The sequence below is a fragment of the Pseudomonas sp. MWU16-30323 genome (assembly GCF_020515595.1).
In the GTDB taxonomy this organism is placed as follows: domain Bacteria; phylum Pseudomonadota; class Gammaproteobacteria; order Pseudomonadales; family Pseudomonadaceae; genus Aquipseudomonas; species Aquipseudomonas yamanorum.
The window spans coordinates 39,390-61,234 of sequence record NZ_JAIWYM010000005.1 but is presented as its reverse complement, the minus strand read 5'-3'; the positions used below and the strand labels follow the sequence as shown (position 1 = coordinate 61,234).

Genomic DNA, 21,845 nt, shown 5'->3' with positions numbered 1-21,845 from the left:
CACCATGCTCAAGCCTTACCGCATCGGCCAGATCGTGCCGAGTTCCAACACCACCATGGAAACCGAGATCCCGGCGATGCTCAATGCACGCCAGGCGATCCGTCCGGAACGTTTCACCTTTCACTCCAGCCGCATGCGCATGAAGCAAGTGCGCAAGGAAGAGCTGGCCGCGATGGACGGCGAGTCCGACCGTTGCGCCATCGAGCTGTCCGACGCCAAGGTCGACGTGCTGGGCTACGCCTGCCTGGTGGCGATCATGGCCATGGGGCTGGGTTACCACCGTAACTCCGAGCAACGCCTGCGCAAGGCCACCGCCGACAACGACGCCAACGCCCCGGTGATCACCAGTGCCGGCGCCTTGATCGAAGGCCTGAAAGTGATGGGCGCCAAGCGCATCGCCATTGTCGCGCCGTACATGAAACCCCTCACTGAGCTGGTGGTGAACTACATCCGCGAAGAAGGCTTTGACGTGGTGGACTGGCGCGCCCTGGAGATCCCCGACAACCTCGAAGTGGCCCGCCACGACCCGGCCAACCTGCCGGCCATCGTCGCCGGGATGAACCTGGAAGGCGTCGACGTGATCGTGCTGTCGGCCTGCGTGCAGATGCAGTCGCTGCCGGTGGTGGCGAAGGTCGAAGCGCAGACCGGCCTGCCGGTGCTGACCGCCGCCATCGCCACCACCTACGCCATGCTCAAGGCCCTGGACCTGGAACCCATCGTCCCCGGTGCCGGCGCCCTACTCTCCGGCGCCTACTGAAATCGCTTTTGTGGCGAGGGAGCTTGCTCCCGCTGGGGTGCGAAGCGCCCCCAAAAAACAGGCCTGCTACGCAGTCCAACGGGAGCAAGCTCCCTCGCCACAAGGTATGTGCACTGTCCATTACCGAGGACTGAAAGATGAGCGAACAATCCGCCGACGCCAACTACCAGGGCGTCTGGGGCAACCGAATCGGCTTCGGCAAAAAATCCGCCCTGCTGATGATCGACTTCATGCAGGGCTATACCACCGAAGGCGCCCCGCTGTTTGCCCCCGAAGTGCGCATCGCCGTGGCCGAAAGCGTCGAGCTGCTGGCCTGCGCCAGGCGTCACGGAATCAGCGTGGTGCACACCAATATCCGCTACCATCCCGGCCATTTCGCCGACGGCGGTATCTGGGTCAAAAAGGCCCCGGTGATGAAAGACATGGTGGAGGGCAATCCCCTCGCCGCCTTTTGCACCGAGGTCTTGCCCCTGGCCAATGAAGTGGTGATCACCAAACAATACGCCAGTGCGTTTTTCGGCAGCAGCCTGGCCCCGATGCTGCACGCCCAGGGCATCGACACCGTGGTGCTCGCCGGCTGTTCCACCAGCGGCTGCATCCGGGCCACGGCGGTGGATGCGGTGCAACACGGCTTTCGCACCATCGTCGTGCGCGAATGCGTCGGCGACCGTCACCCGGCGCCCCATGAAGCGAACTTGTTTGATATCGACAGCAAGTACGGCGACGTGGTCAGCAAGCAGGAGGCCATGAGCAAGTTCAAGGAGCAATAACGTTTCACTAAGAACCGCGCCACAGAGCGCGGTCTTGCACTCTTCTGACACTGCCTTTGGACGTCGCTTTCACAGCACTCCGAAGTGCTGGAACAAAAGCGGCTGTATAAAAACCATAAGTCACCGCCAGGAGACACCCCAATGCCCATTGCGAATGCAGCGCCCGCGACTACGGTCGCCGATCCGGTCAACACGCTCTACCACAAGATCACCTGGAAGCTGATTCCGTTCCTGTGTTTCTGCTACCTCGCGGCCTACCTGGACCGCATCAATATCGGCTTCGCCAAACTGCAGATGCTCGACCAGCTGCACTTCAGCGAAACCGCGTTCGGCCTCGGCGCCGGGCTGTTTTTTGTCGGCTATATCCTCTTCGAAGTGCCGAGCAACCTGATCCTGGAAAGGGTCGGCGCGAAGATCTGGATCGCCCGCATCATGATCACCTGGGGCCTGCTCTCGGCCTGCACCATGCTGGTCACCTCCACCACCCAGTTCTACATCCTGCGGTTCCTGCTGGGCGCCGCCGAGGCCGGGTTCCTGCCGGGCGTGCTGTATTACCTGACCACCTGGTTTCCCACCCATCGCCGGGGGCGGATCATCGCCCTGTTCATGATCGGCCTGCCGCTGTCCAGCGTGATCGGCGGCCCGTTGTCCGGCTGGATCATGGGCCACTTCGACAACATGGGCGGCCTGCGCGGCTGGCAGTGGCTGTTCCTGATCGAAGCGGTGCCCAGCGTGCTGCTCGGCGTGTGGACCTTCTGGGCATTGCCCAATACCTATCAGCAAGCCAAGTGGCTGTCGCCGGACGAAAAGACCCTGCTGGAAAGCGAGCTGCGCAAGGACGACGCCGACGGTGCCGACAGCAAGCACAGCTTCCGCGACGGGTTCTTCAACCTCAAGGTATGGATGCTCGGCGGTATCGACTTCTCGATCCTGCTCAGCGCCTATGCCATGGGCTTCTGGATGCCAACCTTTATCCGCAACGCCGGCATCACCGACACCTTCCACATCGGCATCCTCACCGCCTTGCCCAGCGTGGCGGCGCTGCTGGGCATGCTGCTGATCGGCGCCAGCTCCGATAAACACCGCGAACGCCGCTGGCACATCATCGTGCCGTTTTTCATCGGCGCGGCGGCGATGGCCACCAGCACCTTCTTCACCCATAACGTGGTCGCCACCGTGGCCTTGTTTGCGATTGCCTCCGCGGCAATCATCGGTGCGGTGCCGGTGTTTTTCAGCCTGCCGGCGACCTTTCTCAAGGGCACCGCAGCGGCCACCGGGTTTGCCCTGGCCTGCTCACTGGCGAACATCGCAGGCCTGGTGAGCAACTCGTTGATGGGGGTGGCGATCGACGTCACCGGCAGCAGCGCGGGGGCCTTGTGGTTTTTTGCCGGCTGCCTGATTCTCAGCAGCTTCCTGGTGATCGCCTTGCCGGCGAAGCTGGTCAACCGCTAACAACAACAATTTTTCGGGTGAGTCTCCATGCAAGGTTTCATCAAGCGCTGTGCCCTGCTTGTCGCCGTGGGCCTGTGTGCCGGTACGGCGCAGGCCGCAGAAAAGATCATTTTCGACACCGACTTCAACGTGCTCAATGATGACGGCCAGGCCTTTATCATGCTCGCCCAGCTGCACGGGCAAAAACGCATCGACCTGCTGGGCATGACCCTGGTCAGCGGCAACGCCTGGGTCGACCAGGAACAGGTCGACGCCCTCAAGGCGGTGGAACGCATGGGTGTGGAGAAGGAAGTCGGCGTGTATTCCGGCGCCGCCTACCCGCTACTGCATGACTACGCCACCTATGAGGCGGAAAAAGCCCTGTTCGGTTCCGGCTGGCCGGGTGCGTTCAAGAACCCGCGGCCAACCAGTGCCTCACAACGGGTCGCGCCACCGGACGGCCTGGCGACCCACACCAGGCTGCGCAAGGAAACCGCCGCCCAGTTCATCGTCGACAGCGTACGGGCCAACCCCCACGAGGTAACGATCCTGGCGGTCGGCCCGCTGACCAACATTGCCCTGGCGATTCGCTCGGCGCCGGACATCGTGCCGCTGATCAAGCGCATCGTGTACATGGGCGGCGCCCTGGAGATTCCGGGCAACACCACGCCGGCGGCGGAGTTCAACTGGTGGTTCGACCCGGAGGCCGCGAAGATCGTGTTGCGCTCACCCATCGAACACGTGATTTTTCCCAACGATGTCTGTGAGAAAGTCACCTTCGACAAGTCGGTGTATGAGCGGGTGATTGCCCACAAAGGCCCGATTGCCGACCTGTACAAGCACGAGTTCGGGCCGCTGTTCGACAAGGACCCGGCCTACCACAGCTTCACCTGGGACAGCCTGCCGGCGCTGTTTCTCGTGAACCCCGGGATCGTCACCGAATCCCGCGAGCTGTGGGTGGACGTGGACGCCACCTTCGGCGCCGACTACGGTCGGGCACTGGGCTACAAGAAAGGCGCGCCGCTCGGCACGCAAAAGGCCAAGGTGGTGTTCGCGGTGGACCAGAAGCAGTTCTGGGACGGGTATGTAGGGTTGGTGACGCTGCCGACGCCGGTCAACATCTTCCGCTGACTGCGCCGGAACTTGAGGGGCTGTGGTTTAATTGCGCGCATTTGCCCAGCCCTTCAAGGAATCCGTTGTCGATGAATCAGCCCGCCACCAAAGTCCTGGTCATTGGCTACGTCTGGCCAGAGCCCCGCTCCTCGGCGGCCGGCGGGCACATGATGCAGATTCTGGAGAGTTTCCTGGCCCAAGGCTGGGACATCACCTTCAGCAGCCCGGCCGTCACCGGCGAACACAAGGCCGACCTGCCCGCCCTGGGCATTCGCGAATGCACGATCGAGTTGAATAACAGCAGTTTCGATGACTTCATCACGGAACTGGCCCCCGATATCGTGCTGTTCGACCGTTTCATGATGGAAGAACAGTTCGGCTGGCGCGTAGAGAAATGCTGCCCGAATGCCCTTCGCGTACTGGAAAGCTCGGACCTGCAAAGCCTGCGGGACGCCCGTCAACAGCGCCTCAAGGACTTCCTGAAGACGCAACCGGAGGCTGACGACTTCAGCCCTTTGTTCAGCCAGGACCTCGCCGCCGAATTCGCTTACATGGCCGACACCGACCTCGCCAAGCGGGAGCTCGCCGCGATCTACCGCTGCGACATCAGCCTGATGATCTCCGATGTGGAGATCCGGTTGCTGACCGAACACTTCAAGGTGCCCGCCGCCCTGCTCCACTGGTGCCCGTTGATGGTCGACCTGCCAACCGTCGACTTCGCCCCGTTTGAAGACCGAGCGCACTTTTTGAGTATCGGTAACTTCCGCCATGCGCCGAACTGGGATGCGGTGTTATGGATGAAAAACAGCGTTTGGCCGCGGATCCGCCAGCAACTGCCCGGCGCACAGTTGCATGTGTATGGCGCCTACACACCGCCCAAGGCCACGGCGCTGCATAATCCCGCGCAGGGTTTTCATGTGATGAACTGGGCCGAAGACGCTTTGCAGGTGATGACCGCCGCGCGCATTTGCCTGGCGCCTCTGCGCTTTGGTGCCGGTATCAAGGGCAAGCTGGTGGACGCCATGCTCTGCGGCACGCCAAGTGTCACCACGCCGGTGGGCGCCGAAGCCATGGGCGAACCCTGGCCCGGCGCGATTGAACAGAGCGCAAGCGCCCTGGCTGACGCAGCAGTGGCACTGTATCAGGACCGCGAACGCTGGACTCGCGCCCAGGAAGATGGCCGCCCATTACTCGCCCGGCGCTATGCCCGGCAAGTCCACGGCCCGGCCTTGACCCACTGCCTGGAACACTGCCGCAACCACCTGGCCGAACACCGCCGCCACAACTTTACCGGCAGCATGTTGCGCCACCATCTGCACAAAAGTACCCAGTACATGTCCCAGTGGATCGAGGCAAAAAACCGCAACCTTTAAACGCTTGACGCTGGCGAGGTTGCGTACAAGGGGGCATTATCTTGAGCGCAATCACAATAAAGCGACGGCAGCATGACCCGAGCAACGCGAATCACCGACCCTTCCTACGAGCTGATGGACGATCACAACGGTCTGTCCATCATCTATCGCCAACATGGCTTCCCGTGCCCGTTGGTGCGCTGGCATTTCCACAAGGAATACGAGCTGCACCTGATCGTCGCCAGCTCCGGCAAGGTGTTCATCGGCGACTACATCGGCAACTTCTACCCGGAAAGCCTGTTCCTCACCGGCCCCAACCTGCCTCACAACTGGATCAGCCAGGTGGCCGAGGACGAAGTGGTGCCCAAGCGCGACATGCTGGTGAACTTCACCGATGAACTGCTGGAAAACGGCAGCCACATCTTCACCGAACTCAAGACCCTCGCACCGCTGCTGGAGCGCGCGCAGTACGGCATCGAATTTCGCTGCAAGAAGACCATCGCCCAGGCCATGACCCTGATGCAGCGCATCGAAGACGCCCAGGGCATGGCGCGCCTGGGGCACTTCTTCATCCTGATGGAGGTGCTCAGTGCCTGCGAGGATTACCAACTGCTCTCCGGCGTGACCACCCCGCAACTGGCGGACGAACACAGCATCGACCGCACCAACCGCGCGGTGGACTACATCTTTGCCCACTACGCGCGGGAGTTGTCCCTGGAAGAAGTGGCCGAATACCTCGGGATGAAGCCCACCTACTTCTCCCGCGTATTCAAACAAGCCACCGGTCGCACCTTCATCGAATTCGTTAATCGGCTGCGCATCAGCAAGTCCTGTGAACTGTTGGCCGATGGCGACAAGGCCGTGACCGATGTGTGTTTTGAGTCGGGTTTCAACAACATTTCCAACTTCAACCGCCGCTTCCAGCAGCTCAAGGGCATGACCCCGTCCCACTACCGGCGTTTGGCCGTGCAGCGCCTGACTGAGCAGAACCTGGCTTGATGCCCCCCAGTACACGCTCTTACAACTAACCTCGCCCTTTCGCTCCGATACTGGAACGTCGCCAACTGCTCGGCCACACACTGAAGGTCCGCCCCGTACCCGGCCCTTCTCAATCCCTGAGCGTCGCGAAATCCCTATGATCACTGTCCAATCGTTACACGCCCCTTCCGCCATTACCACACCCGATCAGGCGCCGCCTACAACATCCCCGACGCCAGTGACTTCTCAAGTTATCGAGATCTTTCATAAACCTTCAACGCAGATTCAAAGTGAAATACCGTTGCAAGCCCGACAGCGCACCGAACAGTTGCTCCGGTACGCAGTGACAAAAGAACAGCCCAGTGTGGCCGAGCAAATTTCCCGGTTGATTGAAAACGCCCATGCGCCGCTCACAGACGCGACGCTGAGAGATGAAGTCAACCAACTGCTGGACCAGCCGAGCGCACTCAATCCGCAAAAGACCTATGCTCAGCTTGTTCAGGAAATACTCGACGATAGAGCCAGCACTCGCCCTGTCCTGTCTCGTGCTACCCGACATCTTCTTGAAAATGACACGGCAAGCACTTCACCCAATGCAGTGGTCGGTCAGTTTGCCGAGGGTTTGATCGACAATGGCGACCGACAATTGGCCATAGGTGTCGCCAACAGTTTGATCCGCCAGCGGCTGGCGGCCGAGCAAGGCAGTTCCCCTGTCAGCGAAGACAAGGTGCTCGTACCGCGTGACTCCACCTTCGGCCAGGCCTGGAACGAACTGGCTGACGCGCTGGACTCGGAACCCTTCAAGTCATTCGCTCAGGACCGTCTGATCGATACCTCCAAACTGTCCATCGACACCACCGGCATACTGACCGAACACAGAGATACCCGGCCCGTCACCTTCGACCCGAACCTGGATCCCCAGTGGGCGGCCGCTTCAGCAGCGATTATGGCAGCCGTCAAAAAAATCACTGCAGGCCGCCCGTACACCCTGATAGGACTCCAGGGCCGAGACCATGCGTCGGCTTCTGACATCGCGAGCTTCTACGGCCTGAATTTGGGCCGCATCGAAGATTCCGACACGCTGTTCACCATCGGACAACTGTTTCGCGACGGCAACTTCAGCGCACTCACCAGCGAGGACCCGCTCTACGCGACGCCGTACGCGCCGATCAAGCGACGACAAAAAGAAGCCATTGCGCGGGTCGTGAATTTACCGCCAGACCAACTGAAACAGCGCCTGGAAAACTTTGCACCTTCGACTGTGGCCCAGAAAGTTAAAGACGCCGACCAGACGCTGGCACAGCAATCGAGCCAGGCACTGATAAAACTGACAGGCGAGCCCCGAGCCAGAGACTATGAGTTCCCGGTGATGCTCAAGGAAGTTCCGGAGTATTCGACATTCAACCAGGTGCGCAAAAACCTGCTGACGGCATTGACTGGTAATACATTTTCAACGTTTGTCCGGAACAACAACATTGACCCCCGCAGCATCACCATAAATCCCGTTACCGGTGATTTAACCGCCAAGGTGAACGGCGTTGATACCGCCTTCAACGCGAACGACCTGTCGGGTTGGAGCGCTGTCTGGGATGAAATAAAGGATGCCGTCCAACAGATGAACAATAACTCGGGGGGCAGCGTTACCTTCCCGACGCCCCCTGCTGCAGAGCTGTATCAAGTCCTGAACTTTTATAACGAAGGGGTTCCCGAGCAACAAGACATACGCCAAGCCGACTATCAGCAACGCCGGCTTCAATCGTTGCTGGGCAAAAGTGCAGAGATGGCCAGTCACAACGGCTTCAAGGCGTTGATCAACCCAAACGCAAATGACCCCCGATCCGCCGCTGTACTCGCGCTACAGCAGGCCGTTACGCAGCAACTCAAGGATGCTCCCGTACCTCTCTCCAGCCTTGAAACCCTGGCGGCGGCTGTCAACGCCGGCCAGGGCGCGCCAGTGCAAAGCGTGGACTCGCCTCAGGACGAGCTGGCACGCGGCGACAGCGCGCTGGCCGCCACAGTGCACCGTGTGATGCTAGAGCTGAAAACCAACGCGACCCAGGCCTCCTCGAAAATCATCGAGCCCATACCGGCGAACAGCCTGTTCGGCCAGTGGTGGGACCTCCTGGGCAAAGCCCTGAAAGGGCGCGGCTTCACCGAATGGGCCCGACAGCAGAATGTCGACCTGACCTCTCTGCGCTTCGATCCGGCCGGCATGGTCTTGATCGCTAAGGTCAACGGCGTGGATCAGCGGTTTGAAGCCAAGGATTTCGCGCAAAAGTACCCCGAACACTTCGACGCACTCTCATTTGTCGTGAACGCGGCACAGGCGCTGGTTCCACACAACAAGTCGATCATGCTGTCCTACACCGCCGCCGACCGGGCGCCTTATGAGCTCGTTGCTCATTTTTATGGCATTGATAACGCCGACTACAGTAGCGAGCAATTCGCCAACACGGCCGCGCTGATGGGCCGCACACAGCGCTTTCCCGAGCAACCGGAAAATCCGACGCAACACGTGAACCGACTGACCCGCCACAAAACCGCTTTAGGCGACAGCAACGATCGTTACGCGTTAATCGACCAGCTCAAGCGCGGCATCATCAACAGGAACCTGTCGGAAAACTCCACACGCTTTGCCGTCGACCCGGATTCCTCTCACCAGCCTAAAGGCGTTACAAATGCCAATGCCTTCATCGCAGAAAACGGCTGGTACCCCGTAAAGTCGGCGGCGGACCATGACAACTTACAGTTGGCACTGAGCACCCCCGTGCCGCAAGCGCCTGCCCTCGGCAACAGGTGGGGGTTTCTTTCCACCGACCTCTCGCTGAGTCCCGCCCAACGTCGAGCGGTAACGTCTTACCTGGAAATGACCGGCTCCGCTAACAGACTCTTCAACATCATGAACGCCCGTGTCCCGCACCTCAGCTCGGATCCCGATCAAGCGCTGGAACAACTTCTGTCCAGTGCCAGGGGCCATGACATGGCCACGGATCTGCAGGAGCATATGAAAGGTGCAGCGACCCCATACAGTCTGAAGCAGTGGTTGCTGACCGCGATCGTGCTTGATCTGGATCCGGCAGCCGGTACGAAGCGTACCAGCGTGGCAGGTTATGACTTTACGAAACCGGGCAACTGGGGGCGCCCTGCCAGTGAAATATCACAGGACGTGACAGAACACCTCGTCGCCAGCAAAAAGATGTCGCCTGCACACGCAGCGATAGCCGCGCGGGTGCTTATGGCAGGCTTTGCACCGCAGTTTCTTGTAAAGGAGTTACCGACAAGCCTGCTTTACGGAACGCATCAATGGGCAGCCTTTCATACGGCAGTGAACCGTATTGAACAGATAGCGCCTGGGGCCGCCTCCAGCATGACTTACAAGCAGGTCATGGATTTCAATCAGGTCAAGCCTATCTCCAGGACTGAACAGCTGCATCTGATCAGGGCCCAGACAAACCCCGTGATCGATTGGGGGATCGCCAATCGCGTCATTGATAAAAACGAAACGGACAACTACTCCAACGAAGAAGTGGAGAAGTGTCGCCAGGCCCTGACCAGGCAGACCAATGAGGTGGGCACTGCCAACCGCTATTTGCGCTCGCACCCTATTCCCACTCGCACATCCCTGGCGCTTGAGAACCTCAGGGCACAGTTCGGAACAGAGATTCCTTATGAAGACAAGGTGCTTAGAAGGAAAGACAGAAAGTCGGTAAAACCCTATAGCGTGGTCGACCTCTATGTGGCCGGAGAACTGGGTAACCTTCACAACTACAACTTGAAACCTAGCTCGAGCGACTCTGCCTGGCCCAACGGCGACAGCGGTATTCCCGTCAAGACACTGCAGGAAGGAGCCGACAAATTACCCGACGTTAATGCTCAGTACGAGCGCGCCTTCGACGAAGACTATGCCCCGCGTCGAGAGCATTCCATCGTCAGAATCAGAGACATGTTGTCCAGACTTCCAGTCGAGGACCGTAACAGGCTGGCTTATGGCAGTGTGGAGTACTTCAGCGTCCGGGAAACAGACACCAGCTTTTGGACTCACTTGAAGGCCGAGAAAGGTACGAAAGGCCGACACGGCATCATCATTCGTGCAACCGGTGCCGATGGAAAAACCAGTGACATTGGCATCTTCCCCGATGCCGACACGGTAAAAAAACTGCCGGGGTTGCCCAACCCCATGCCCATCGGGGGCTCCAGGCCTTTTTTTGGCAAATTCACCGACAGAGGCGACGAAGGCCCGCGTTCATTACCCCTGGACTTTGCTGCCTTCAGTTCTTCGGCAGCCCCACGAACCGGGGTTCACTCCAACGTTATTGTCGATCGCATTACACCGGACACCATGATCGACGGGGAGTTGGTCAGCACCGGCATGGTCACGTTCGGCAACATCAACCCAAACAGCGCACCCGCCTACGCAAGTGAGCAACTTAAGAACATCGCTACAACCACCGTCGATTCTCTGTTCCTGCGTAAAGATGAGTTCAAGGCAATAAACCGTGGATATGACGGGTTGGAGCATTTGGATAAAGCGTCTACGCCCCTTGAAAAGCTCAACTTCCTGGCACGCATGGTCCCTGGCGTCTCGTCAATCGAAGACCTGTACCAAGGCCATTATGTGGAGGCCGGCAAGGACCTTTTCTTTGATGCGCTGGGCCTCGTCCTTCCTGGCGTACTGGGAAAGGTATGGTCATTCGAAGCGGAGGGTGTTGAGCGCGCGGCCGTAAGCATCGGGGAAGAGATCGCCGAATCGGGCGTTGAAAACGTGGCCCGCTCTGTAGCGGTCAATGATGTGACCAGTACCAGCACGTCAAAATCGCTCACTTCGCTCAATCGCATGCAAGGCGGCGCCCTGAGTGATCGGGTGGCTTTAGAACGTCCCCCGACCTCCGACATGGCTAATGGCATTATCCCGGGCTCCGCCGGTTCGGCCCCGTTCAGAGGCACAGCCGTGCGCCAGGGCGAAAACTGGTATGCCTACGACGCCAAGACCATGACGGCTTATGGTCCGCCGCTGGAAGGTTTTCGCTCGGAAACGTCCGTTGCATTAAAATCGCAGAGGCTGCCGGACGGCACCGACGTCGTGATGCCCGATCGGTTATTTGCAGAAGACGCTCAGGTCATCAATCGCGCCACCTACTCCGACGTGAAGATCGGCGACAAGGTATATCGCTATGACCCCAAGGAACCGGGTGTTCTAACTGATCTTGACTCGGCTGATCACTTCAAGAGCAGTGCAAAGGACCTCGAAGCCTTTTGCCCCCCCGCAGGGCCAAGGAAAAAACGCGCGACCGACGGCCTGTGCTTCACAAAGGTCGTAGCGGACCTCAACGGCAATACCGCGAAGTTGGTGCAAGGCCTGGAGCACATGCGGCTGCATCCTTCGCCCGAGGTTGCCGGAAAACCCCAAACCCTTATTTATGAGCGGCGCCTCTTCGATGTCGTCGAAAAAGACGGCGTTTACACAACAGTACAACGCAGCCAGCAGACGCCTATTGAATATCTTCCCACCACAACCGGCACCCTCATCAAAGACCCGAACTTTGGTTTATTTGATACGGAAACCTTTGCCAACCTTGAGCAAAATACCCGGATTGTCAAACTGGATGCTATCAGCGGCCTAAGCAACGACAAACGCGAGCTACGTGGCACAATAGCCCTGGTTCAAACATCCACGGGCGCAACCGAACGGTACCTTGTTGTGGAAGCCGATCCTTTAACGTTTTACTACAGCCGGTTCGAGGCAAACTCGACGGTACTCAACTTCAAGAAAGTCGAAGAGCTGGCTTCACCCTTTGAAGTCGCGCTGGTTAAGAAACACGTCGATGAAACCAAAGGTCTTCTTGAACTGGCGGGTGTGCCCTCGCGAAAAGAGTTCGTCTCGCTTCCCTCCATGGACTCAGCCTTCTCAAAACTTGAAGCCGCTGGATATACACCGACCGAAGTCAACAATCTGAAAGCCAGCATCGCGTCCTTCAGCAACGAGAAAAAGCGCGAGTTTGTTTATCAGTTGATGAACAAACTGAACAACTCAAATAATCAGCTTGTTCTCAAATCGGTGGACATCGAGGCGCTGGATAAGCCGGCGGATTTCGCGAGCTTGACCGCGGAGCAACAAAACAAATTCTACGCCGACGGCGCCAAGCAATCCGTTGACTCACAGGTCAAGGCTACAGGCGTAGGGGCCGTCAACAAGCTCGCCCCAAATGAAGCTGATGATTCTTACCGAATGGCAGTCGCTGAACAGATCGTCACGTGGATGAGAAGCTCAGCCGTACAGGTTAAAAACATCCTGAAATACGGCGCCGGCAATTGCGGGGAAATGGCAGAAGCCAGCGCTGAAATCATCAGAAAAAGTGGCGGAACAGCGAGGACGTGGTACGTCGACGGTGGAGACCATGTCTTTACAGTGGTCGGAGGGCCACCCGCCGTAGGCAAAAGTACCGTGGATTTTTCAGAGGCCGAGTGGAAAGACGCCTGGATCGTGGACCCTTGGGCGGATATTTCTTGCAAGGCGTCAGAGTACACCGGCGAGTTGAAGAAAAAGATGGCCGAGTGGGCCGCCAAGGGTCAACAGATCTACACCGCCGGAGACTGGCGTAGCCCTCTGTACCCGAGGTGGATAAGTGAGCTGACCACGCTGAAAAAAAGGCCCGATATCTAATAAAAAACACGGGCGGCCCAGCAACCGCTCTGCATCGGGCAATGCCGCACATTGATTGTGCGGCATTGCCTTTTTTATGACACGCCGATAAACCCTTTCATCGACCCTAGGTGCGAGTGCAAAAAAGTATCAGTAAGAGTGCTCCCAAGGATTTGTCAGCACGCCAATTGAAGGCTGTAATCAACGCACACTCTTCCAGCTGTCGTGGAAGACACAACAACAATAACTGTCCTTCTGTAGCCCCTGGGCGCAGAAATGGAGTGCGCGATGAAGTTCACAGCTAAAGCTCTGCTTGCCTGTACCTGCATGACCCTCAGCGCCGTCAGTCTTGGCGCGCAAACCCTGACCATTGCCACCGTCAACAACAGCGACATGATTCGCATGCAAAAGCTCTCGAAAACCTTCGAGACCGAGCATCCGGAGATCAAGCTGAACTGGGTGGTACTCGAAGAAAACGTCCTGCGCCAACGCCTCACTACCGACATCGCCACCCAGGGCGGGCAGTTCGACGTGTTGACCATCGGCATGTACGAAGCTGCACTCTGGGGCGCCAAAGGCTGGCTGGAACCGATGAAGGACCTGCCTGCTGCCTACGACCTGGACGACGTTTTCCCATCCGTGCGTGACGGCCTTTCCGTCAAGGGCTCGCTGTACGCCCTGCCGTTCTACGCCGAAAGCTCCATCACCTATTACCGCACCGACCTGTTCAAGGACGCCGGGCTGACCATGCCCGAGCGCCCCACCTGGACCCAGATCGGTGAATTCGCCGCGAAGCTCACCAACAGGGACAAGGAACAGTACGGCCTGTGCCTGCGGGGCAAAGCCGGTTGGGGCGAGAACATGGCCCTGATCACCACCCTGGCCAACGGCTACGGTGCACGCTGGTTCGATGAGAAGTGGCAGCCGGAATTCAACGGGCCTGAGTGGAAAGACGCGCTGAACTTCTACGTCGACAACATGAAGAAGTCCGGCCCGCCGGGCGCTTCCAGCAACGGTTTCAACGAAAACCTGGCGCTGTTCAACAGCGGCAAGTGTGCGATCTGGGTCGACGCCAGCGTCGCCGGCTCGTTCGTCACCGACAAGACCCAAAGCAAGGTGGCTGACCACGTCGGCTTCACCTTTGCCCCCCACGAAAAAACCGAGAAAGGGACTTCGTGGCTGTACTCCTGGTCCCTGGGGATTCCAACCAGTTCCAAAGCCAAGGACGCCGCCAAGGTCTTCACCACCTGGGCCACCTCCAAGGAATACAGCCAGTTGGTCGCCAAGACCGACGGGATTGCCAACGTACCGCCAGGTACCCGCAAGTCGACCTACAGCGACGAATACATGAAGGCCGCGCCGTTTGCCAAGGTGACGCTGGAATCGCTGAAAGTCGCCGACCCGAAAGACCCGTCGGCCAAGCCGGTGCCGTATGTGGGCATCCAGCTGGTGACCATTCCTGAATTCCAGGCGATTGGTACCCAGGTCGGCAAGTTCTTCTCCAGCGCACTGACCGGTGGCTCCACTGCCGAAAAAGCCCTGGCGGATGCACAGACCTTCACCGAACGCGAAATGAAGCGGGCTGGTTATCCCAAGTAAAGCGGGCACACCACCGTAAATGCTTTATGTGGAAGGCTCTTGGTGGGAGCTGGCTTGCCTGCGATGCAGACACCTCGGTCTGTCAGTTAAACCGGGGGGATGCCATCGCAGGCAAGCCAGCTCCCACACAAGCCAGCTCCCACATTGACCGCGCTTCGACTCTCGCTCTGCATGTACCTGACTGGTCCTGATCACCATGAATACCACCACTGCCCAAGTGCAAACCGCTTCGCCGGACAAGCCGCGTAAAAGCCGCTTGATCAACCCCGGCTGGTTCCTCGTCAGCCCCTCGGTGGCCTTGTTGCTGCTGTGGATGATCGTGCCGCTGGGCATGACCCTGTACTTCTCGCTGATTCGCTACAACCTGCTCTACCCCGGCGAAAACCAGTTCGTGGGGCTGGAGAACTTCACCTACTTCATCACCGACTCGGGCTTCTTGCCCGGCGCCACCAACACCTTGTTGCTGGTGGGCAGCGTCTTGCTGATCAGCGTGGTGTTTGGCGTACTGATCAGCGCCCTGCTGGAAGCCAGCGAGTTCTTCGGCCGCGGCCTGGTGCGGGTGTTGCTGATTTCACCGTTCTTCATCATGCCCACCGTCGGTGCGCTGATCTGGAAGAACCTGATTTTCCATCCGGTGTCGGGGATCCTCGCCTACGTGTGGAAGCTGTTCGGCGCCCAGCCGGTGGACTGGCTGGCCCATTACCCGCTGCTGTCGATCATTATCATCGTGTCCTGGCAGTGGCTGCCCTTCGCGATCCTGCTGCTGATGACCGCCATGCAGTCCCTCGACCAGGAACAAAAGGAGGCCGCGCGGCTGGACGGTGCCGGCGCCATCGCGATCTTCTGGCACCTGACCCTGCCGCACCTGGCGCGCCCGATTGCCGTGGTGGTGATGATCGAAACCATCTTCCTGCTCTCGGTGTTCGCGGAAATCTTCACCACCACCAACGGCGGCCCCGGCTACGCCTCGACCAACCTCGCCTACCTGATCTACAACCAGGCGCTGGTGCAGTTCGATGTGGGCATGGCCTCGGCCGGCGGCTTGATTGCCGTGGTCATCGCCAATATCGCGGCGATCATCCTGGTGCGGATGATCGGCAAAAACCTGACTGACAAGCCTTGAGGGCCGCGCCATGACGCTTCAACAATCCCGCCGCCTGCAAAGCGTGCTGCTCGGCACCCTGGCCTGGGCCATCGCGATCCTGATTTTCTTCCCGATCTTCTGGATGGTGCTGACCAGCTTCAAGACCGAAATCGACGCATTCGCCACGCCGCCGCAGTTCATCTTCACGCCGACGCTGGAGAACTACCTGCACATCAACGAGCGCAGCAACTACTTCAGCTACGCCTGGAACTCGGTGCTGATCTCCTTCAGCGCCACCGCCCTGTGCCTGCTGATCTCGGTACCGGCCGCCTACTCCATGGCGTTCTACGAGACCAAGCGCACCAAGGGCACGCTGCTGTGGATGCTCTCCACCAAGATGCTGCCGCCGGTGGGCGTACTGATGCCGATCTACCTGCTGGCCAAGAGCTTCGGCCTGCTGGACACGCGCATTGCGCTGATCATCATCTACACCCTGATCAACCTGCCGATTGTGGTCTGGATGGTTTACACCTACTTCAAGGACATCCCCAAGGACATCCTCGAAGCCGCCCGCCTGGACGGCGCCACCCTGTGGCAGGAAATGGTCCGGGTGCTGCTGCCGATCGCCAAGGGCGGCCTGGCCTCCACGGTGCTGCTGTCGCTGATCCTGTGCTGGAACGAGGCGTTCTGGTCGCTGAACCTGACCTCGTCCAACGCTGCGCCGCTCACCGCGCTGATCGCCTCCTACTCCAGCCCCGAAGGCTTGTTCTGGGCCAAATTGTCTGCCGTGTCGACCCTGGCCTGCGCGCCGATCCTGATCTTTGGCTGGATCAGCCAGAAACAGCTGGTCCGCGGTTTGTCCTTCGGCGCCGTGAAGTAACGGCTCCTTTAAACATATTTAGAAGCGGAGGCCCATCATGGCCAACCTGAAAATCAAGAATCTGCAAAAAGGCTTCGAAGGTTTCTCCATCATCAAGGGCATCGACCTCGAGGTGAACGACAAGGAATTCGTGGTGTTCGTCGGCCCGTCGGGCTGCGGCAAATCCACCCTGCTGCGCTTGATTGCGGGCCTGGAAGAAGTCACCGAAGGCACCATCGAACTGGATGGCCGCGACATCACTGAGGTCACCCCGGCCAAGCGCGACCTGGCGATGGTGTTCCAAACCTACGCCCTCTACCCGCACATGAGCGTGCGCAAAAACATGTCGTTTGCCCTGGACCTGGCCGGCGTCGACAAGAAGATTGTCGAGAGCAAGGTCAACGAAGCGGCGCGTATCCTGGAGTTGGGCCCTCTGCTTGAGCGCAAGCCCAAGCAGTTGTCCGGCGGCCAGCGTCAGCGTGTCGCCATCGGCCGTGCGATTGTGCGTAACCCGAAGATCTTCCTGTTTGACGAGCCGCTGTCCAACCTCGATGCCGCCCTGCGGGTGCAGATGCGCCTGGAGCTGTCGCGCCTGCATAAAGAACTGCAAGCCACCATGATCTACGTGACCCACGACCAGGTCGAAGCCATGACCCTGGCCGACAAGGTGGTGGTGCTCAACAGCGGCCGCGTGGAACAGGTGGGCTCGCCGCTGGAGCTGTATCACCAGCCGGCCAACCTGTTTGTCGCGGGCTTTTTGGGCACGCCGAAAATGGGCTTCCTCAAAGGCAAGGTCAGCCGCGTGGATGCCCAGAGCTGCGAAGTCGAACTGGACGCCGGCGGCCGCATCAGCCTGCCCCTGAGCAGCGCCACCTTGAGCGTTGGCAGCGCGGTGACCCTGGGCATTCGTCCGGAACACCTGGAAATCGCCGCCCCTGGCCAGGCCACCCTGACCGTCACCGCCGACGTCGGCGAGCGCCTGGGCAGCGACACTTTCTGCCACGTCATCACCGCCAGCAAGGAGCCGTTGACCCTGCGGATCCGTGGCGACATGGCCAGCCAGTATGGCGAAACCCTGCAGCTGTACCTGGACCCGACCCAATGCCATCTGTTCGACGCTGACGGTGTTGCCGTGGCCCGTCCACTGCGCGCCGCCGCCTGATTTCGCGAGAATTTCCCGATGAAACTGAACAAGCAAAACCTCACGCAACTGGCGCCTGAAGTGCAACTGCCAGCCTATGCGATTGCGAATACCTGCCAGGGCATCGCGCACATCGGCGTCGGCGGTTTCCACCGCGCGCACCAGGCGTATTACACCGACGCCTTGATGAATACCGGCGTGGGCCTGGACTGGAGCATTTGCGGCGTGGGCCTGCGCGCCGAAGACCGCAAGGCCCGGGACGACCTGGCCGGCCAGGACTACCTGTTTACCCTGTATGAACTGGGGGACACCGACGACACCGAAGTGCGCGTCATCGGTTCCATCAGCGACATGCTGCTGGCCGAAGACGGTGCCCAGGCGCTGATCGACAAGCTGGCCAGCCCACAGATTCGGATCGTCTCGCTGACCATCACCGAAGGCGGCTACTGCATCGACGACAGCAACGGCGAGTTCATGGCCCACCTGCCGCAGATCCAGCATGACCTGGCCAACCCGGGCGCGCCGAAAACCGTGTTTGGCTTTATCTGCGCGGCGTTGACCCAGCGCCGGGCAGCCGGGGTTCCGGCGTTTACCGTGATGTCCTGCGATAACCTGCCTCACAACGGCGCGGTGACCCGCAAGGCATTGCTGGCCTTCGCCGCGTTGCATGACGCTGACCTGCACGAGTGGATCAAGGCCAATGTCAGCTTCCCGAATGCCATGGTCGACCGCATCACGCCGATGACCAGCACTGCGCACCGCCTGCAGCTGCATGACGAGCACGGCATTGACGACGCCTGGCCGGTGGTCTGCGAGCCGTTTGTGCAGTGGGTGCTGGAAGACAAGTTCGTCAATGGCCGCCCGGCATGGGAAACGGTGGGCGTGCAGTTCACCGATGACGTGACGCCCTACGAAGAAATGAAGATCGGCCTGCTCAACGGCAGCCACCTGGCATTGACGTACCTGGGCTTCCTGAAGGGCTATCGCTTCGTCCACGAAACCATGAACGACCCGTTGTTTGTGGCCTATATGCGCGCCTACATGGACCTGGACGTCACGCCCAACCTGGCACCGGTGCCGGGTATCGACCTGACCGAATACAAACAGACCCTGGTGGACCGCTTCTCCAACCAGGCAATTGCCGACCAGTTGGAGCGCGTGTGTTCCGATGGCTCGTCGAAGTTTCCCAAGTTCACCGTACCGACCATCAACCGCCTGATTGCCGACGGGCGCGAGACCGAGCGTGCCGCATTGGTGGTGGCCGCGTGGGCGCTGTACTTGAAAGGCGTGGATGAGAATGGGGTGATCTACCGCATTCCGGACCCTCGCGCCGAGTTTTGCCAGGGGCTGGTGACGGAAGACACGTTGATCAGCAAGCGGCTGCTGGGGGTGGAAGAGATTTTTGGTACGGCTATTCCCAACTCGCCTGCGTTTGTGGCAGCGTTTGAGCGGTGTTTCGAGAGCCTGCAGGATGTGGGTGTGAGCAAAACGCTGGAGCGGCTGCTCGCCAATCTCAACTGACGGAACCGAATCAAAAATGTGGGAGCGGGCTTGCTCGCGAATACGGTGGATCAGTCAATATTTGCGTTGACTGACACACCGTATTCGCGAGCAAGCCCGCTCCCACATTGACCGAGTTCTCCATAACAATAGGCTGAGCGACCTACCATGACCCAGCAAAACCTCTATCTCGGCATCGACTGCGGCACCCAGGGCACCAAGGCCATCGTGCTGGACGCCAGCAGCGGCAAAGTCCTGGGCCTGGGCGCCGCCAGCCACACCCTGATCAGCGGCGCCAATGGCCGCCGCGAACAGCACACTCAGGAGTGGCTGGACGCCTTTACCGAAGCCACTCACCGCGCCTTGCAACAGGCCGGCGTGGACGGCCAGGACATCCTCGCCATCGGCGTTTCCGGCCAGCAGCACGGCCTGGTATTGCTGGATGACCAAGGCCAGGTGCTGCGCCCGGCCAAGCTGTGGTGCGACACCGAAACCGCACCGGAAAACGATCGCCTGTTGCAACACCTGGGCGGTGAAAGCGGCTCCCTGGAACGCCTCGGCGTGGCCATCGCGCCGGGTTACACCGTGTCCAAACTGCTGTGGACCCGCGAACAGCACCCGGAGGTGTTCGCGCGCATCGCGCATATCCTGTTGCCCCACGACTACCTCAACTACTGGCTCACCGGCCGCGCCTGCGCCGAATACGGCGATGCCTCCGGCACCGGTTATTTCAACGTGCGCACCCGTGAATGGGACCTGGCACTGTTGCGCCACATTGATCCCGATGGGCGACTGGAAGCGGCACTGCCCGAGTTGATCGAAGCGAATCAAGCCGTGGGCACCATCCTGCCCGCCATCGCCGAGCGCTTGGGCATCAACCCGAATGCGCAAGTCTCCAGCGGCGGCGGCGATAACATGATGGGCGCCATCGGCACCGGCAATATCGTCCCCGGTGTGATCACCATGAGCCTGGGCTCATCCGGCACTGTGTATGCCTTTGCCGATCAGGCCAACGTCAGCCCGCAGGCGTCGGTCGCGACCTTCTGTTCATCCAGCGGCGGCTGGCTGCCGCTGATCTGCACCATGAACCTGACCAACGCCACCGGGGTCATCCGCGAGCTGTTCGACCTGGATCTGGCGGCGTTCAACGGGTTGGTGGCCCAGGCACCGATTGGCGCCGACGGCGTGAGCATGCTGCCGTTCCTCAACGGCGAGCGAGTGCCCGCCCTGCCCCACGCCACCGGCAGCCTGCACGGTTTGACCATGACCAACCTGACCCGCGCCAACCTGTGCCGCGCCGTGGTCGAAGGCACCACCTTCGGCTTGCGCTACGGCCTGGACCTGTTGCGCCAGACCGGCCTGCAAAGCCAGAGCATCCGCCTGATCGGTGGCGGTTCGAAAAGTCCGGTGTGGCGGCAGATGGTCGCGGATATCATGAACACCGAAGTGGTCTGCACCGAACAAAGCGAAGCGGCGGCCCTGGGCGCGGCGATCCAGGCGGCGTGGTGCCAGTCCGGTGAGAGCCTGGCGCAGCTGTGCCAGCGTTGCGTGAGCGTCGACGCAGCCAGCCGCACGGTGCCGGATGCCGGCAGCGTCAGTGCCTACCAGCAGGCTTATGAGCGTTATCAACAGCACGTGGCATCCCTTTAAGAGCGAACGAATATGTATTTGGTATGTGGCGAAGCGCTGTTTGATTTTTTCAGCGAGGATGATGCCAGCGGCAAGGCATCCAGGGTCAATTACAAAGCGATTGCCGGCGGCTCGCCGTTCAACGTCGCAGTAGGTTTGCGTCGACTGGGAATCGATGCGGGCTTTTTTGCCGGCCTCTCCGACGACTACCTGGGTCGACGCCTGCTGCAGGTGCTCAAGGATGAAGGCGTGAGCGAGGAGTACCTCGTGGCGTTCGCCGCGCCGACCACCCTGGCAATGGTCGCCGTGGGTGCCAATGGCTCACCGCAATACAGCTTTCGCGGTGAAGGCTGCGCCGACCGCCAGTTGCAACTTGAGCATCTGCCGGCGTTGGGCGACGAAGTGCGTGGCGTACACATCGGCTCGTTCTCACTGGTGGTGCAGCCGATTGCCGACACGCTGCTGGCCCTGGTACGCCGGGAAAGTGGCAAGCGCCTGATCAGCCTCGACCCCAACGTACGCCTGAACCCCGAGCCGAACATCGAGCTGTGGCGCGCCCGCGTGGCCGAACTGGTCAAGCATGCCGACCTGATCAAGGTCAGTGACGAAGACCTGCACCTGCTCTACCCCGGCCAAACCCCGGAAAGTGTCCTGCAAGGCTGGTTGCAACACCGTTGCCAGCTGGTGTTCCTGACCCGTGGCGGCGACGGCGCGACGGTGTTCAGCCGCCAGCACGGCAGCTGGTCGGCGCCAGCGGTCAAGGTGGTCATGGCGGACACGGTCGGGGCTGGCGATACCTTCCAGGCCGCGCTGATTGCCTGGCTGACCGAGCAGCAACTGGACTCGGTGGAGGGCCTGCAACAGCTGTCCCGCGAACAGATCAGCCGCATGCTCACCTTCGCTATCCGCGCGGCGGCACTCACCTGCAGCAAGACCGGGCCGGACCTGCCCTATCGTCGTCAGTTGGACTGACAAATACGCGGCAAAAATCA

The 21,845-nt window shown here is 60.1% G+C and carries 14 protein-coding genes; all 14 read left to right on the top strand.

The genetic code is table 11. From position 1 onward, the window contains the following. Positions 1 to 4 precede the first annotated feature (4 nt). Positions 5 to 757 carry an Asp/Glu racemase gene (locus tag LIY45_RS08220; RefSeq protein WP_088424308.1) on the top strand — a complete coding sequence of 251 codons (753 nt, stop codon included), beginning with the start codon at positions 5 to 7 and terminating at the stop codon, positions 755 to 757. 137 nt (positions 758 to 894) lie between these two features. Further along, a complete protein-coding gene (locus LIY45_RS08215) occupies positions 895 to 1,527 on the top strand; it encodes an N-carbamoylsarcosine amidohydrolase (RefSeq protein ID WP_003215327.1) in 633 nt (210 codons plus the stop codon). A 141-nt stretch (positions 1,528 to 1,668) separates the two neighbouring features. Further along, a complete protein-coding gene (locus LIY45_RS08210; RefSeq protein WP_226475933.1) occupies positions 1,669 to 2,979 on the top strand; it encodes an MFS transporter in 1,311 nt (436 codons plus the stop codon). A 27-nt stretch (positions 2,980 to 3,006) separates the two neighbouring features. After that, on the top strand, positions 3,007 to 4,089 hold the full coding sequence (locus tag LIY45_RS08205; protein WP_226475932.1) for a nucleoside hydrolase: 1,083 nt from the start codon (positions 3,007 to 3,009) through the stop codon (positions 4,087 to 4,089). Positions 4,090 to 4,160: 71 nt separating this feature from the next. Then, positions 4,161 to 5,444 carry a glycosyltransferase gene (locus LIY45_RS08200; RefSeq protein ID WP_226475931.1) on the top strand — a complete coding sequence of 428 codons (1,284 nt, stop codon included), beginning with the start codon at positions 4,161 to 4,163 and terminating at the stop codon, positions 5,442 to 5,444. Between the two features lie 72 nt (positions 5,445 to 5,516). Next, the gene (locus LIY45_RS08195) at positions 5,517 to 6,422 is read left to right on the top strand and encodes an AraC family transcriptional regulator (protein ID WP_017475598.1); all 906 of its coding nucleotides are present in this window, start codon (positions 5,517 to 5,519) and stop codon (positions 6,420 to 6,422) included. 136 nt (positions 6,423 to 6,558) lie between these two features. Beyond that, a complete protein-coding gene (locus tag LIY45_RS08190; RefSeq protein ID WP_226475930.1) occupies positions 6,559 to 13,062 on the top strand; it encodes a hypothetical protein in 6,504 nt (2,167 codons plus the stop codon). 267 nt (positions 13,063 to 13,329) lie between these two features. Further along, the gene (locus LIY45_RS08185; RefSeq protein WP_226475929.1) at positions 13,330 to 14,640 is read left to right on the top strand and encodes a sugar ABC transporter substrate-binding protein; all 1,311 of its coding nucleotides are present in this window, start codon (positions 13,330 to 13,332) and stop codon (positions 14,638 to 14,640) included. 196 nt (positions 14,641 to 14,836) lie between these two features. Continuing rightward, positions 14,837 to 15,763, top strand: coding sequence for a sugar ABC transporter permease (locus LIY45_RS08180; RefSeq protein ID WP_017475596.1), 927 nt, complete (start codon positions 14,837 to 14,839; stop codon positions 15,761 to 15,763). Positions 15,764 to 15,773: 10 nt separating this feature from the next. Beyond that, positions 15,774 to 16,604 (top strand): carbohydrate ABC transporter permease, encoded by an 831-nt coding sequence (locus tag LIY45_RS08175; RefSeq protein ID WP_003215312.1) that lies wholly within the window; start codon positions 15,774 to 15,776, stop codon positions 16,602 to 16,604. Positions 16,605 to 16,641: 37 nt separating this feature from the next. Further along, positions 16,642 to 17,745 carry a sn-glycerol-3-phosphate ABC transporter ATP-binding protein UgpC gene (gene ugpC / locus LIY45_RS08170; protein ID WP_017475595.1) on the top strand — a complete coding sequence of 368 codons (1,104 nt, stop codon included), beginning with the start codon at positions 16,642 to 16,644 and terminating at the stop codon, positions 17,743 to 17,745. An 18-nt stretch (positions 17,746 to 17,763) separates the two neighbouring features. After that, positions 17,764 to 19,245: a mannitol dehydrogenase family protein gene (locus tag LIY45_RS08165; RefSeq protein ID WP_226475928.1), complete on the top strand. Its 1,482-nt coding sequence runs from the start codon at positions 17,764 to 17,766 to the stop codon at positions 19,243 to 19,245. Positions 19,246 to 19,392: 147 nt separating this feature from the next. After that, complete coding sequence (xylB, locus tag LIY45_RS08160) at positions 19,393 to 20,874, top strand: xylulokinase (protein WP_226475927.1); 1,482 nt, start codon at positions 19,393 to 19,395, stop codon at positions 20,872 to 20,874. Positions 20,875 to 20,886: 12 nt separating this feature from the next. Further along, the gene (locus LIY45_RS08155; RefSeq protein ID WP_226475926.1) at positions 20,887 to 21,825 is read left to right on the top strand and encodes a carbohydrate kinase; all 939 of its coding nucleotides are present in this window, start codon (positions 20,887 to 20,889) and stop codon (positions 21,823 to 21,825) included. The last annotated feature ends 20 nt before the right edge of the window (positions 21,826 to 21,845 follow it).

Coding starts and splice junctions, on each gene's coding strand:
- LIY45_RS08220 (WP_088424308.1), top strand. CDS start 5: ATGCTCAAGCCTTACCGCATCGGCCAGATCGTGCCGAGTTCCAACACC.
- LIY45_RS08215 (WP_003215327.1), top strand. CDS start 895: ATGAGCGAACAATCCGCCGACGCCAACTACCAGGGCGTCTGGGGCAAC.
- LIY45_RS08210 (WP_226475933.1), top strand. CDS start 1,669: ATGCCCATTGCGAATGCAGCGCCCGCGACTACGGTCGCCGATCCGGTC.
- LIY45_RS08205 (WP_226475932.1), top strand. CDS start 3,007: ATGCAAGGTTTCATCAAGCGCTGTGCCCTGCTTGTCGCCGTGGGCCTG.
- LIY45_RS08200 (WP_226475931.1), top strand. CDS start 4,161: ATGAATCAGCCCGCCACCAAAGTCCTGGTCATTGGCTACGTCTGGCCA.
- LIY45_RS08195 (WP_017475598.1), top strand. CDS start 5,517: ATGACCCGAGCAACGCGAATCACCGACCCTTCCTACGAGCTGATGGAC.
- LIY45_RS08190 (WP_226475930.1), top strand. CDS start 6,559: ATGATCACTGTCCAATCGTTACACGCCCCTTCCGCCATTACCACACCC.
- LIY45_RS08185 (WP_226475929.1), top strand. CDS start 13,330: ATGAAGTTCACAGCTAAAGCTCTGCTTGCCTGTACCTGCATGACCCTC.
- LIY45_RS08180 (WP_017475596.1), top strand. CDS start 14,837: ATGAATACCACCACTGCCCAAGTGCAAACCGCTTCGCCGGACAAGCCG.
- LIY45_RS08175 (WP_003215312.1), top strand. CDS start 15,774: ATGACGCTTCAACAATCCCGCCGCCTGCAAAGCGTGCTGCTCGGCACC.
- ugpC (WP_017475595.1), top strand. CDS start 16,642: ATGGCCAACCTGAAAATCAAGAATCTGCAAAAAGGCTTCGAAGGTTTC.
- LIY45_RS08165 (WP_226475928.1), top strand. CDS start 17,764: ATGAAACTGAACAAGCAAAACCTCACGCAACTGGCGCCTGAAGTGCAA.
- xylB (WP_226475927.1), top strand. CDS start 19,393: ATGACCCAGCAAAACCTCTATCTCGGCATCGACTGCGGCACCCAGGGC.
- LIY45_RS08155 (WP_226475926.1), top strand. CDS start 20,887: ATGTATTTGGTATGTGGCGAAGCGCTGTTTGATTTTTTCAGCGAGGAT.